Consider the following 14,330-nt stretch of genomic DNA (forward strand, 5'->3'; position numbering starts at 1 on the left):
CACATTACTTTTTTGGATTGCATAGCAAAACCAACCAGACACATGTGGTGTTGCGCATTTTATGACAAACAATAAGGTAGCACCGAAAACCATCCGCCCATAGATGGTAACCGGTGTCATGAAAGCGATGCTATTGTATTAAAGCATCGTAGTGAAAAGGAGGACATTAGACCGCACCGGGCCAACTTATCCTAAAATCGGTCTCAATTCAGGTAGTCGGTGTGGCGAGCTTAACCAATTCGCTTTTTAACGTCTCTGGGTCATACTGGATCACCGCAACGGCAGCCGTTGCAAAGATCGGCATTTCACCCGGCACCAATTGATCAACCAAATAACTGACTATCGGCATATGCGCAACAACTAACCAGGTGTCTAAGGTGTCATGCATACTGATTAAGGTTTCGAGATAATCGATCGCAACAGCGGCATTGCCACTGGGCACAATATCCTGGCATGTCTCTTCGAATGATACAGGGTTGCTTTGCAGGACAGCCTGAGCCGTCTGTTGCGCCCTGATATAGGGACTCACTAGTACAGCCTGTGGCGGATAATGTTCAGCAAACCATTGACCCATTTCAGCAGCCTGAGCGTGCCCGCGTGAAGTCAGAATTCTGGCCGCATCGTTGGCCTGCATAGGGCCCGCTTCGCCATGGCGCATGATCAGAATTGTTTTCATAGCACTCCGAAAGTTGGCAAGAAAATTAGAAGCAAGCAGTAGCTATTGCCCCAAATTGTCCGCTATATTAAAACAAAAGCACCTAAACCTTAAGTTTAAATACAGGCTAATTCAGAGGTGACCGGCTATCGCAACCGTCCTGGTGGGCGCTTGCCAGCAGTAGCCCGGAAACAGCAGCCACGTCTCTAACTAATATATCGGCGGCACACAATTGAAACTGAGTAATAATGATAAAAGAAATTATCGTCACCTGACACTGGACAATGGTCTAAAAGTGCTTCTTGTCGAAGATACATCAAGTAATAAGGCAGCAGCCTCCCTCGCAATAAACGTCGGCCATTTTGACGATCCACAGAGCCGGCAGGGCATGGCACACTTTGTTGAACATATGTTGTTTCTCGGTACTCAGAGCTTTCCTGTGCGCGGCGAATTTTCGCAGTTTGTCAGTCACGCCGGTGGACAAAGTAATGCCTGGACAGGCACCGAACACAGTTGCTACTTTTTTGATTGTCGTGCGACATTGTTTGCTGAGGCTTTGCAACGATTCAGTGAGTTTTTTTATGCACCACTGTTTAGTGAAGAGGCATTACAGGACGAACGCAACGCCATTGACTCAGAGTTTAATCTGAAGGTCAAAGATGATAATCGCCGAATTATTCAGGTGCACAAAGAAACCGTCAATCCGGCCCACCCTTTTGCCAAGTTTTCCGTCGGAAATCACAATACCCTGGCCGATCACAGCGGTCAGTTTAAACAAGAGATTGAAGCCTTTTTTGCCGCCCATTACCAGGCACAATGGATGACACTCGTGCTAGCCGGGCCGCACCCTTTAGATGAGCTGGCCGAGCTGGCACGTCGCAACTTTACGCCTGTAACCGGTCAAAACATACCCAAACCGGCCATTCAAGTCCCCTTATATCGCCAGCAAGATCTGGGGTTATTACTCCACATTGAACCGCGTAAGCACATGCAAAAGTTGATTGTCAGCTTTGCCATGCCCGATGTAGAGCGACTGTATAAGTTCAAAAGCCTGAGCTTTCTGGCACACCTGTTGGGTTATGAAGGAGACGGCTCACTTTATGCAATTTTAAAGAAAAATGGCTGGATAAACGCCCTGTCCGCGGGCGGTGGCGCAGACGGCAGTAATTTTAAAGATTTTAATATCAGTTTCGCGCTGACTGACGAGGGCATTGAGTACTACGAAGATATCGTAGAAATGCTGTTCGAGTATATTAGTCTGATCCGAGAACAGATTGGCGCTTTACCTGCACTCTATGAAGACAAAAAGCGCCTACTTGAGTTGGCATTCGAAAATCAGGAGCCCAGCAAACTACTCGACTGGGTCAGCGCGCTGAGCATCAATATGCACCATTACGAAGACGAAGACACCCTATATGGTGACTACTGTATGAGTGCCTTCAATCATTCACTGCATGAAGAACTCATGGAACTGCTATCGCCGCATAACATGCGTCTGATCTTGATCCACCCTGATATTACCTGCGAGAACGATGCCACCCGCAAGGTAGCACAATGGTACAATACGCCCTACCAGGTAGAGCGCATCAATACGGAGTGGTTACAAACACTCGAACACATTACCACGCCACTGCCCGAAATGCGCTTGCCTGCTGCGAACCCTTACCTGGCGTTTGAAAACCGTCTGTATGACATAGAGCCCGGACGTAAAACGCCCACCCTGCTCACAGACAGGCCAGGATTTGCCTTTTGGTTCAAACAAGACACCCGCTTTCGGGTTACAAAAGGCCATTTTTATTTAGAGATAGATTCCCTTTGTTCGGTCGTGAACCATAAGAGCATGGCCATGACCCGGCTGTTCGCCGATTTGTTTATGGACAGTGTCGCAGAGCAATTTTACGCTGCGGAGCTGGCCGGATTGAGCTATCACCTCAGCTCCCACCAGGGTGGTTTAACCTTACAAACCGCAGGCCTGTCTGCCAGCCAGCTCAAACTGGTGCTGCAACTGGTCGAAGCTCTGCTGAAACAACCGATCAGTGCCACCCGCTTTGCAGAATATAAAAAACAATTGATCCGGCACTGGAAAAACCACAACAAGAGTAAGCCTGTTAGTGAGCTGTTCAGTTTATTGGGTGCCCATCTGATGCCCTGGAACCCAACCCCAGAGCAACTGGCCAAAGCGCTCAAAAACATCAGCTTTAATGAGTTTTGCCTGTTTCGGGATAACTTTTTCAAAGAGATCCATATTAAGGCATTTATGCACGGTAACTGGCAACTGGACCATGCACTCGATATGCAAAAACAACTACATGCCCTGTTTGCCTACAGCGAAATCCTGGACGACCTGAAAAAACCACTCAACCTGGTTACATCAAATCAACACGTGCAAATTGAGAAGTCCGGGGCCGAACATGCTTTTGTCGAGTATATTCAGGCACCCACTAACAGCGTGGACGATAAAGTCAAAGTGATGGCTTTCAATCAGTTAGTCAGTCAAGATTACTTTGAGTCTTTGCGCACACAACAGCAGCTTGGTTATCTGGTTGGTGCAGGTTATGCCCCCTTTAATACCCGCGCCGGCATAGCATTTTATGTACAGTCGTCCAGCTATGACAGTGCCACCTTGCTACAACGTCATCACCAATACCTGGCCGATTTACTTGTTCAGCTGGATAGCTATGAAGCCACCCAATGGACTCAAGTGAAAGCGGCATTGCATGCCCAGATTGCGGAGAAGGACAAAAACCTGAGGCTACGCTCTCAACGTTTGTGGATAGCCATTGGCACTGACGATCACGCCTTTTCAATGCAGGAAAAGCTCATTGCAGCACTTGAGGCGCTCACGTTTGATGATCTGAAACAGTATATAGTCAAACTGATTTCTAACGATTTTGCGAAAGTCACACTTAGGTGTAATTAACTCCCCGATATATCAGTGGCGCATCTTTGCCAATGCGCGCCACTGAGCAAGGCTTCAGCTGCTGTAAAGTGATCACCTCTCTTCAATCTTACATTTTCATGTCGTAATTGCCGTCTCAATGCACAAAATACGCGCAGACATACCGCTTAGGTCCGAAATTAGGGATTTTTTCTGACTTTCTTTTTGACTCTGCCTGGGGCTTAGATTAGATTAGCAAATGTAATTGAATCTTTAAGCCTTATGACGAAAACAACAATTATAAAAACAATTACATCTGTTTTGTTGCTTCTGGCCTGGCCGACAATGAGTGCGCCCCTGCCAGCAGGCATTATACAAAATAATTCTTCGACACTGCTCGTTTTGGTGGGCTTTGTCACAGCCGCCACTTTGCTCTACTTGGTTATCTTAAACCGCCGAACCAAACACTCCCTGAGGGCACTCAGACATTCAGAGCAACGCCTCAAAAGCACCGTAGAAGGCAGTGGAGACACACTGTGGGACTGGAACATACGCAGTGGTGAAATTACCCGTATAAACGATAAGTTTATGTTGGACACAACGCCAGGCACCCATCTGATCCCCAATGCCAGCCAGATACACCCTCAAGATCTCCCGCTGGTAGAAAAACAGCTCAAACTTCACTTTGCAGAGAAAACCGCCTTTTTTGAGGCCACTTATCGGGTCAAAAACAGCCTCGATCAGTATCACTGGGTGCTGGACAAAGGCAAAATCATAGAAAAAGATGAAAACCTTAACCCACTGCGGATGACCGGTACTATCCGTGATATTAACCACCTTAAAAGTACGGAAGAGCGCCTGAACCTGTTCGCCAAGTGTGTCGAATCTCTGACCGACGCTATTGCTATTTATGATCATACCTTCCGCTTGGTTGACTTGAATCCGAGCTATATTCGAATCTTTGGTGGTGTGCGTGAACAGTATATCAATACCGAGTTTAAGCTCCCTGGATATGATGGCCAGTTTATCAATCAGATAAAAGCCGCCTTAAGGAAAAGCGAGCACTGGCAGGAAGAACTTAAACTCTACGACCAGACGGGCACTATGCTGCCAATCGAGATTTCCATTGATGAGATTAAAAATAACCATGGCCACATTACCAATTACGTGGTGGTATTCTCTGATCTAACCGAACGCAAAAAAGCAGAATCACAACTGCACAATTTGTCGAATCGAGACCGCACTACGGGCCTGCCCAATCGAAACCTATTCTTTACCAATCTAAAAAAACTCGTCGACCAAAAACGCGATCATGCTTTGCTGGTTTTTGACCTGGATAACTTTAAGAAAATTAATGACTCTCTTGGCCACCAGCTGGGAGACAGCCTGCTTGCTAAGCTCGCCATGCGCCTCAATAAACTGTGCCGTCAGCAAGACACATTTTACCGCCTGGGTGGCGATGAATTTGCCCTGGTGATGTCAGGTACGAATGACATTCACACCATCAGTAAAGCCGCGAAACAGTTTCTGGCTGTTATTGCGACCCCCTTTAAGATGGCTAACCACGAACTGGTGATCACCTCATCTGTGGGCATTGTGCTATTCCCGGAAGATGGCAGCACACCAGAGATTTTGCTGAAAAATGCAGACACAGCCATGTACCATGCCAAGCAAAAAGGTAACCACTACCTGTTCTTCAACGACTCAATGAATGAACAGGCCGTTAAACGTCTGCAAATTGAAAACCTGATGCGATTTGGCTTAAAAGAGGATCACTTTGTCGTTTACTATCAGCCCAAAATGGACATTGCCAGTGGCGCGTTAGTCGGTATGGAAGCCCTGGTCCGCTTCATCACGCCCAAAAAAGGGGTGATCAGCCCAGGCTTGTTTATTCCCATCGCAGAAGAGACAGGTCAGATTGTAGAAATCGGTGAAGTGGTACTGGACAAGGCCTGTAAAGATGTCAAACGCTGGGTTGATATGGGGCTATTCAACGGCCGAGTTGCGGTTAACCTGTCTGCCCGCCAGTTTAGCTTACCCGATCTCACCGCCCGTATAGATCTCATCTTGCAAAAGAATCAACTTCCATCTTATTTTCTCGAGCTGGAAATTACAGAGGGCACTGTTATGGATGATCCACAAGAAGCAATTTCAATTATGCGCTCTCTCAGCTCTCGCGGGATCCACCTGGCTATGGATGACTTTGGTACCGGCTACTCCTCACTCGCCTACCTGAAACAGTTCCCACTGAACACCCTCAAAGTAGACAAAGCGTTTGTAGATGATATGAACACAGAACGTGGCTGTAACATGGTGGACTCCATTGTCACGATTGCACACAATCTGGGTCTGCACGTTGTCGCGGAGGGGGTTGAGCAGGAACAGCAGCTGCTTCAGTTACAGCGCCTGAATTGCCAGACCATTCAGGGCTATTACTACGCTAAACCACTCTCGGCCGAAGAGTTCGAGCAATTCCTGCGCGCGCAGCTGTCTGAAAAACCCACACTACAGCTGGTAAACTAACGGCCGCCAGGGCCAGATTAATGGTTCTCAGCGGCAAAACCTATCTAGTTGGACCCTTCAGCCCAATCCAGGTTTATTAACACAGGTTTCATCCAAAACATATGGCTTAAGAGGCTGCGCAGGTATTTTTTCCTTAATCACGAGATTTTCGCACACCAGAGCAGACTAAGGACATGGCGCATTACGCGTTAGCGCACTTCAATGGTTTCTTCAGGCACGCAAGACACAATACTGCGGTCCCACCTGTTTGAGCCAGGCGAGCCGGTAGTGCGCACGAAACAGGATCCACACCATAGGTCCTGCAAACGCAGCTAATAGCACCCAGGAGCGCCTTGTGACGCCCGTACAGCGAAGCTCATTCAGCATCAGCAATCCACCCAGACACATTAAAACAGCATACAACACCAACACATTGCCTCCGTATTTGAGATCCAAACGTGGACGCCAGGTCAAACTGTGCGACACGTTAAGTAAATGGGTAACTTTTTTCCCGCGCAGTGTACAATAAGTCTAAAAAGCACGCAAAAACACTTAAATTGTTGCAAAATATTGCATTATTTAATTTAATACGTCCCCAGAAACAATTGGTTTCTCACTCAGGTACCCGAAACAATGAGTATCTGAAATCGCAAATAGCTACTAACTTATTATTTTAACAAGGTATTATTTGCGCTGACGTAAAAATAAGCGCAGCAAAGTATGCCTTCAGATCATGGGCCGGTCTGAACACAACTTACTTTCGCTGGCGATCCTGTTTGATTTTCCTACACTTAGGTTAAGCCGAACGGGATTGAAAGCTTATGCGTGCCAATTTGATTGCACTTTCACTGCATCCGGAGAGGTTCCTGTCTCCCCTGAAGCGCGTGAATGTTTAATGAAGTGGGCATTTGTCATTTGGTCATGGTGTGGTTAGCAGTCAAAGAGCGGGGGGAGGCTCCCCCTTGAGCAGATTTGAAATTGGAACTGTAAAGATAAATGGACTGGTTAACCTCTGTGCGTTTTAATACGTATTTTTCTCAGTAGGGTGAAATATACTTATATTGTTGCGCAGCTTAGATAAGGTTATTCAGTTATATTCTTATTTGGTCTTAACTGACTGATAATTTTTACTTATTCCCAATTACAGAAATCTCACAAAAGCTGCTAAAATCAGCCCCATGTTGTTTTAATTTAATTTGTTATTTCAAGGACACGGGCGATGGATCAGAAATTCGTACATGAGTATTTACAGGCTAAGCCTGGGACCTTTATCACAAAACCGTTTGCACAGGACGTGGACGTTTACAAGGTGCAGCACAAGATGTTTGCCACCTTATATGAAGGGAAAGAGGGTCAATTGGGTGAAAATGGTGAGCCAGTTTGGTGGCTTAACCTAAAATGTGATCCAGATGAAGCACTTTTGTTACGCGACAAGTACGCTGCAATAGTGCCTGGCTACCACATGAATAAACGATTATGGAACACCATCGTACTTGATGGCAGCATCCCGGAAGAAGAAATCAAACGCATGATTGATGATTCGTATCAGATTGTTGTTGATAACTTACCCAGCGCGCAACGCGCAGAGCTTGATCGCCTCACTCAATCTTAGAGTGACCGTCATCATTGGCTTCCCTCGCACCAAGTGCGAGGGCCATTTTATTTCTCCTTTTATCAAAACCCCTCCTTTGTCATTCTGATGTCAATTATCCCTGTTTTAATGACAGTGATTTTCTCAACTTAGAATAAAGACAATGAAAAAAACACTGATCTCTTTAACGCTACTGGGCTTACTCAGTGGCTGCAGCCTGGATGGCGACAACGGACAAACAGGTGAACAAGGCCTGCAAGGTGAGACGGGCCAGGCGGGCACGGCAGGTGAAAAAGGCGATAAAGGAGACGCTGGCGCACAAGGTGAAACCGGTGCACAAGGGCCACAAGGCGAGACCGGCGCTCGCATGACGGGTGATCTGTCAGCACAATTGGTAGGCCGTGCCGTTTTAAACGTAGCAAGCCCGGAAGGCGCTGCCGAAATCGTCGCTTATCACGCAACCAGTCAGCGTATCTTTGCACTGGACAGCTCTGGAGACAGGCCGCAAATCGCCGTAATTTCAGCCGCACAGCTTGATGCCGACAAGCTCAACAAAGACAATCAGGGTGTAATCACTAACACCAACCTCACCGTGACAGAGACGATTGCTGTCAGTGATGTGGTTGCCGCTGATGCAAACAGCCTGGCGATCCATGGTGACCTACTCGCCGTTGCCATGGCACGCGAAACCGGTGAAACCGGATTTGTGCTGGTCTACGATATTGCCGCACAAACACCTCAACTGCTGAAGTCAGTCGAGGTAGGTTACCTGCCTGATATGGTGACATTTAATCAGGATGGCAGCAAAATTTTGGTTGCCAATGAAGGCGAGCCAGCAGGCGATTATAGCGTTGATCCACAAGGCAGCATTGCCATTATAGAAGTCAATAACGGTCAGATTGCCGAACAGGCTGTCCTGTTAGGGTTTGAAGCCTTCAATGACCAACAAGCCGAGTTACAAGCCCAGGGCGTCGTCTTTGCCAGCCCAACCGGGCGCACCATCAAAGGGCAGGCAATCAATACCAGTGTTGCGATGGATCTTGAACCCGAGTACGTTACTGTCAGTAAAGATAATCGTTATGCCTATGTCTCGTTACAAGAGAATAATGCACTGGCCATTGTAGACTTAAGTGATAACTCACTAACAATAAAAGGCTTGGGTTACAAAGACTGGGGTAAATGGACTTTGGATGCATCCGACAAAGATGGCGGCATCAATCTGCGTAGCTATCCGGGCTTGTATGGCATGTACCAACCAGACACCATCGCTAGCTATCAATGGCAAGGCGCGAACTTCATCGTCACAGCTAACGAAGGAGATGGGCGGGAGTACTTCTTCCCAGCTGCCGATGAAGCCGAGTGTACCGCTAATGGTGGACTAGACTTCGATGAGGACGATGGTTGTCTGGCATATACCGATGAGATCCGAGCCAAAGACCTGACATTGGCGGATAACTTTGCTTACATCAACAATGACAACGACGACCTGGGTCGCCTGAAAGTGTCGACTGTGATGGGCGATCAGGACAACGATGGCCAGTACGAAAAACTCTACACTTATGGTGCTCGCTCATTCTCTATCTGGGATCAACGTGGTGCTCGAGTATTCGACTCTGGAGACGAAATCGTACGTATCACCACCGCGCTACATGGTGAACAGTTTAATAACGATGAAGACACCAACGAAGGAGATACGCGCTCAGACGCCAAAGGGGCTGAACCAGAAGCGCTGACATTAGGCCAGATAGGTGAACGTACCTATGCATTTGTCGGACTGGAGCGCATGGGCAGTATTTTGATCTATGATGTCACCAACCCGTTCAATGTCACCTTTACCACTTACCTCATTAACCGAGGTCTGGAAGAAGGGGCTGACATTTCGGGTGACCTGGCACCGGAAGGAATGACCTTTGTAAGTGCCGAGCACAGCCCGACCAACACCCCATTGCTGATCGTCGGCAATGAAATTTCCGGCAGCATTGCCGTCTGGTCGCTGACTCAGAAGTAAAGCGCCCTGTCTTGTACTGTGGCTGCTCTGTGCTGTACATTAATCAAGGTGTATAGCTCAGCCACAGTACAGGGAACTGAATGACCAAAATTGCAATACTCACCAGCGGGGGCGATGCGCCCGGGATGAATGCCGCTATCCGTGCAATCGTGCATAGCGCTCAGCACAACCAGTATGACTGCATCGGTTTTTTCCATGGCTACAACGGCCTGTTAAACGACGAGTGGCAAACCCTGACACATCAGGATGTAGCCAATGTGCTGCAATTTGGCGGCACTATTTTAAAAAGTGCCCGCTGCCGCGCAATGTGCGAGCCACAAGGTCCAAAGCAAGCCGTCAATACACTCAGAAAGCACCAGATTGACGCTTTGATCGTAATTGGAGGTGATGGCTCATTTAGGGGACTTGAAGCAATACAAGCCCACTGGGAAGGTCAGGTTATTGGCCTGCCCGGGACCATAGACAATGACTTGGCTGGCACAGACAACACCATAGGTTTTGCCACTGCGGTCACGACTGCCACCCATGCCATAGATAAGATCCGCGACACCGCAAACGCCTTTGAGCGCGTGTTTATTGTCGAAGTTATGGGCAGACACAGCGGCCATATTGCCTTTCATGTCGGACTGGCAACCGGTGCTGAGGCCATTTTGTCATTCGAAAATTGTGATTCTGCTGATACCAGACAACAACTGGATCGGCTGATAAACCAGATCCAGGTGCAACAGCAATACAACCACGACAGCTTTGTGATTGTATTGGCTGAAAACCTCTGGCCTGGCGGACCTCAGGCCCTCAAAACACAATTGGCTGAGCAGGCTGGTATCGAAAGCGCAGTCTGTGTACTTGGTCATATCCAGCGCGGTGGCAGCCCGGCGCCAGAAGACCGACTACTGGCCACAGAACTGGGACTGGAAGCCGTCAATGCCGTAACGGATAACCGAACTGGGATTATGATAGGCAAACAAGGGACGGCGTTACACAATGTGCCTCTGACCCATGCAATCGGCACCGCCAAGCCGGTTGACGCTCGCTGGATTAAGGCACAGCATGATGTACTCACCGAGTACTTAGTCAAACACCGTAAATAACTCGGCGTTTAACCATAAATGTACCAGGATACTGGCGGCGTAGCCCAGTGCTATCACTGGCGTCCATTTCAGGTGACCAAAGAAGGTATAATAGCCTCTGGCCTGTCCCATTAATGCTACGCCCGCCGCCGAGCCAATAGAAAGCAGACTGCCGCCAACCCCGGCAGTCAGCGTGATCAATAACCACTGGCCATGGGACATCTCAGGCTGCATTGACAATACGGCAAACATCACCGGAATATTGTCGACTACGGCCGAAACCACACCTAAGAACACATTGGCAGCCGTCGCAGACCAGTCTCCATACAACACTTCCGACATCAGGCTCAGATATCCCAGAAAACCCAGCCCCCCGACGCACATCACGATGCCGTAGAAAAACAGCAAGGTATCCCACTCGGCGCGTGACACTTTCGCAAAGACATCAAAAGGCACCACATTGCCCAGCGCCTTCAGACGTTCCTGGTCGCCGGCCTGCTCTGCCTCAGCGCGCTTTCTGTCCAATGAATTGGGTAAAGTGGTCCGTAAAAAATAGCCAAAAAACTGCAAATACCCTAGCCCCATCATCATACCCAGAACCGGTGGCAGGTGTAATAAGCTATGGCAAGAGACCGCTGTAGCAATGGTCACTAAAAACAACACCATGATGCGCCGCGCACCACGCTTAAGTTCAATGTGCTCATCACTGGCTGCTGGCTTCTTATTCTTTACGAACAAGCTCATGATCAAAGCGGGCACCAGGTAATTTGCCAGCGCCGGGAAAAACAGAGAGAAAAACTCAGCGAAATGCACGATACCGGCCTGCCATACCATCAGCGTGGTAATATCACCAAACGGGCTGAATGCGCCACCCGCGTTCGCCGCCACAACAATATTAATGCAGCTGAGGTTAATAAATTCCTTGTCACCCTGACCTACTTTCATGGCGACCGCACACATTAACAAAGCCGTCGTCAGGTTATCCGCTATCGGCGAGATGACGAACGCCAGAAAGCCGCTGAGCCAAAACAAAGTTCTGAAGTTAAACCCACGACGTACCATCCATACCCGTAAGGCATCAAATAAGCGCCGCTCTTCCATGGCATTGATATAGGTCATCGCCACCAGCAAAAATAACATCAGTTCTGAAAACTCAAGTAAATTATGCCGAAAAGCATGCTCAGTCAGCTCAGGTATATCATGCAGTACATAGTAGCCGCCGATCAGCATCCAGATCAGTCCGGCGGCCACCAGCACAGGTTTGGATTTACGCATATGAAGCTTCTCTTCTAGCATGACCAGAATATAAGCCAGTACAAAGATAGCAATGCAGATCCAGCCAAGGGCGGCCGAGGTGAGGTCGATGGGCGTTGCAACGTGGTTGGCCGCAGCTGATATCGCTGTCGGGTGCCAGAGCAGAAAAATTAAGGCGAGCAAAACGTAAAGCGAGTTTTTCATGTGTTATCAGGTCCGAAACAGGGTTAAAACGTGGTTAACTTGAGCGCGGCTACTTGATAGCACACTTTTCGCTCCATCTGCATTCGACACAAGTCTAAGCCCACCGCCTTACTTAGAGTTGCTCTCCCCCGCCAGACAACAAAAAACGGGTGTATGAACAGTGTCACACACCCGTATGATAAGATGATGAAATTTTATCAGTTGACCACAGTTCAGTGCCAACTAGGCGTCTTTACGACTGATCCGCTCAATCATCAAGATCAGGGCGAGGCCCGCCACAGCTAATAAAACGCAACCCAGTACGTAAGGTTCCTGGCCAGAAATACGAGCAAACTCTCCCGGTAACACATTGGCTTGCGTTAACGGCTTCTCTATGCCCTTAGAATTAGTGTAAGTGGTTAACACTTGCTTCCAGGGCCACAATAAGTTCAGTGAACCAAGCAAAAAACCACATAGCAAAGCAAAGGTGACCTGCTCGAAGCGACTAAGCAGCCATGACAATAGGCGTGAAAATGCCATCAGACCAACCACACATCCCCCCAAAAACAAAGCAATCAACATCACCTGCATCTCATTGACCGCGCTAAGTACATGGCCATACATTCCCAGTAACAACAAGATAAAACTACCGGAAATACCGGGTAAAATCATGGCACAAATTGCGATTGCACCAGCGGCAAAATAATACCAGGTCTGTGGCACCGCTTCGGCAGGCGCCAGAGATGTGATCACATAGGCAATCGCTGCACCTGCCAAGCACGCACTGATGGTCGGCAGGTCCCAGCGAGAGACTTGCTTACCGACATGAATAAACGAAGCTATGATCAGGCCAAAAAAGAACGACCAAACAAATAACTGATGGTGCTCAAGTAAATAAGTAATGAGTTTCGCCAAAGAAGCGGCGCTGGTCAGCAAGCCTGCAAATAACACCACCAAAAAAGTGCCGTCTATATGTTGCCACGCGGCCTTTAATCCATCGCTTCTGAGTGTTTTAATGGCGTCCAGATTGACACTTTTAATTGCCCCAAGCAGACGGGCATAAATACCGGTAATAAACGCAATGGTGCCACCGGACACACCCGGTACTACGTCGGCGGCGCCCATACCTGCCCCTTTGAAAAACAACCAGATAAAATCACGTTTGGTGTCAGTTTTATTGCTCAAAGCACTCTCCATCGATTTTTTCGGCACGAGTTTACCGAAATTTTGTGACGCTGCACATAGTGACAACCAGAATGTCCTCAAGCTTTGCGGTAAATTGCCGATACAAGGGCATTAGCAAGGTAAGGTGCGTAAACATGCTCAATTATTCCCGGTTTTTTCTGACAGTCAGCCTGATGATAAGCCTGGTCGTGACAACACCAACTCAGGCCGCAGAGCAACAGAACCCACCGAGTAGGTCCTCACAATTTGACAGCGATCTACGCTACTGGCTGAGCAGCGAAAAGCTACTGACGATTAAGGATGAAGAGCAGGAAATCTCAGTTTTATTCTCAGAGTATATGGCTGCACCAAAACGTGGCATTATTATTTTGTTGCCCGGGATGGAACAGAGCCAGCTTTACAATAATGGCTTAAGTTACTTGCATCAGGCACTAACGGACGATGGCTACGATACATATACCTTGCCGGTACCCGATCTCTCAAGCAACGGTGACCTTGCAGCGAACATCATTGACGCGCAGCCCAATGAAGTAAAAAGTTCGGCGATCCCGGTGCTCAGTGAACTGGCGCTAGATAATTACAAAGCCGCATTGATTGCCCGTTTTGAAGCCCTCTATAAAACTCTGGCGTTGCGTCAGCAGGAACACATTGCCATTGTGGCATTTGGCAACAGTGCAGGCCTGTTTGCAGAGTACCTGGCTACTTTGCCCAGCGTTCGGGTCGATGCGCTGATCACTGTCAGCGCTCAGCTGGCCAATGCACAGAGAAACAGCCACTTGCCAGCCAGCTTATCACTCGTCGCGCCAGCTTTGCTGGATGTCTTTTATACATTCGACAGCCCCCTGGTTCTGGAAACCATAGACGATCGCCGCCGCTGGGCCAGACGTAACAGCAAACTTGATTATCGCCAAAGAGAGCTTTTCGGGGAGCAGCACCAGCCCTTGCAACATCAACGACTGCGTAAAGAATTAACCGGTTTTTTGCGCCGGCTCTAGTCTGAATTG

The 14,330-nt window shown here is 48.4% G+C and carries 10 protein-coding genes; 6 read left to right on the top strand and 4 right to left on the bottom strand.

Annotation, left to right across the window (positions count from 1 at the left end; genetic code table 11):
• Positions 1-208: 208 nt before the first annotated feature.
• A complete protein-coding gene (sixA, locus tag CWC22_RS14090) occupies positions 209-676 on the bottom strand; it encodes a phosphohistidine phosphatase SixA (protein WP_138537656.1) in 468 nt (155 codons plus the stop codon).
• Positions 677-887: 211 nt separating this feature from the next.
• On the opposite strand from sixA, the gene CWC22_RS14095 reads away from it, so the two are divergent.
• Positions 888-3,575, top strand: a complete 2,688-nt coding sequence (locus CWC22_RS14095) for an insulinase family protein (protein WP_138537657.1) — start codon at positions 888-890, stop codon at positions 3,573-3,575.
• Positions 3,576-3,878: 303 nt separating this feature from the next.
• Entirely contained in the window at positions 3,879-6,056 is a 2,178-nt protein-coding gene (locus CWC22_RS14100; RefSeq protein ID WP_230090575.1) for an EAL domain-containing protein, read from the top strand.
• Between the two features lie 210 nt (positions 6,057-6,266).
• Here the strand turns inward: CWC22_RS14100 and CWC22_RS14105 are convergent, their stop codons facing one another.
• Positions 6,267-6,491: a hypothetical protein gene (locus CWC22_RS14105; protein WP_138537659.1), complete on the bottom strand. Its 225-nt coding sequence runs from the start codon at positions 6,489-6,491 to the stop codon at positions 6,267-6,269.
• Positions 6,492-7,254: 763 nt separating this feature from the next.
• Here CWC22_RS14105 and CWC22_RS14110 point away from each other — a divergent pair.
• The 3 genes from CWC22_RS14110 (at position 7,255) to CWC22_RS14120 (ending at position 10,725) form a co-directional block, all read left to right on the top strand.
• Positions 7,255-7,647 (top strand): MmcQ/YjbR family DNA-binding protein, encoded by a 393-nt coding sequence (locus tag CWC22_RS14110; RefSeq protein ID WP_049865405.1) that lies wholly within the window; start codon positions 7,255-7,257, stop codon positions 7,645-7,647.
• A gap of 142 nt (positions 7,648-7,789) precedes the next feature.
• A complete protein-coding gene (locus tag CWC22_RS14115; protein ID WP_138537660.1) occupies positions 7,790-9,634 on the top strand; it encodes a choice-of-anchor I family protein in 1,845 nt (614 codons plus the stop codon).
• An 80-nt stretch (positions 9,635-9,714) separates the two neighbouring features.
• Positions 9,715-10,725: an ATP-dependent 6-phosphofructokinase gene (locus CWC22_RS14120; RefSeq protein ID WP_138537661.1), complete on the top strand. Its 1,011-nt coding sequence runs from the start codon at positions 9,715-9,717 to the stop codon at positions 10,723-10,725.
• On the opposite strand, the gene nhaD is transcribed toward CWC22_RS14120, so the two are convergent.
• On the bottom strand, positions 10,705-12,162 hold the full coding sequence (nhaD, locus tag CWC22_RS14125) for a sodium:proton antiporter NhaD (protein ID WP_171045031.1): 1,458 nt from the start codon (positions 12,160-12,162) through the stop codon (positions 10,705-10,707). The two genes, CWC22_RS14120 and nhaD, sit on opposite strands and share 21 nt — an antisense overlap.
• Positions 12,163-12,384: 222 nt before the next feature.
• Positions 12,385-13,338, bottom strand: coding sequence for a DUF368 domain-containing protein (locus CWC22_RS14130; RefSeq protein ID WP_138537693.1), 954 nt, complete (start codon positions 13,336-13,338; stop codon positions 12,385-12,387).
• A 122-nt stretch (positions 13,339-13,460) separates the two neighbouring features.
• On the opposite strand from CWC22_RS14130, the gene CWC22_RS14135 reads away from it, so the two are divergent.
• Positions 13,461-14,321 carry a DUF3530 family protein gene (locus tag CWC22_RS14135; RefSeq protein ID WP_171045032.1) on the top strand — a complete coding sequence of 287 codons (861 nt, stop codon included), beginning with the start codon at positions 13,461-13,463 and terminating at the stop codon, positions 14,319-14,321.
• The last annotated feature ends 9 nt before the right edge of the window (positions 14,322-14,330 follow it).

This window comes from Pseudoalteromonas rubra (assembly GCF_005886805.2).
In the GTDB taxonomy this organism is placed as follows: domain Bacteria; phylum Pseudomonadota; class Gammaproteobacteria; order Enterobacterales; family Alteromonadaceae; genus Pseudoalteromonas; species Pseudoalteromonas rubra_D.

What these genes read in the sequence shown, in the direction of transcription:
- sixA (WP_138537656.1), bottom strand. Translation starts at nt 676, where the DNA reads ATGAAAACAATTCTGATCATGCGCCATGGCGAAGCGGGCCCTATGCAG.
- CWC22_RS14100 (WP_230090575.1), top strand. Translation starts at nt 3,879, where the DNA reads ATGAGTGCGCCCCTGCCAGCAGGCATTATACAAAATAATTCTTCGACA.
- CWC22_RS14110 (WP_049865405.1), top strand. Translation starts at nt 7,255, where the DNA reads ATGGATCAGAAATTCGTACATGAGTATTTACAGGCTAAGCCTGGGACC.
- CWC22_RS14115 (WP_138537660.1), top strand. Translation starts at nt 7,790, where the DNA reads ATGAAAAAAACACTGATCTCTTTAACGCTACTGGGCTTACTCAGTGGC.
- CWC22_RS14120 (WP_138537661.1), top strand. Translation starts at nt 9,715, where the DNA reads ATGACCAAAATTGCAATACTCACCAGCGGGGGCGATGCGCCCGGGATG.
- nhaD (WP_171045031.1), bottom strand. Translation starts at nt 12,162, where the DNA reads ATGAAAAACTCGCTTTACGTTTTGCTCGCCTTAATTTTTCTGCTCTGG.
- CWC22_RS14130 (WP_138537693.1), bottom strand. Translation starts at nt 13,338, where the DNA reads ATGGAGAGTGCTTTGAGCAATAAAACTGACACCAAACGTGATTTTATC.
- CWC22_RS14135 (WP_171045032.1), top strand. Translation starts at nt 13,461, where the DNA reads ATGCTCAATTATTCCCGGTTTTTTCTGACAGTCAGCCTGATGATAAGC.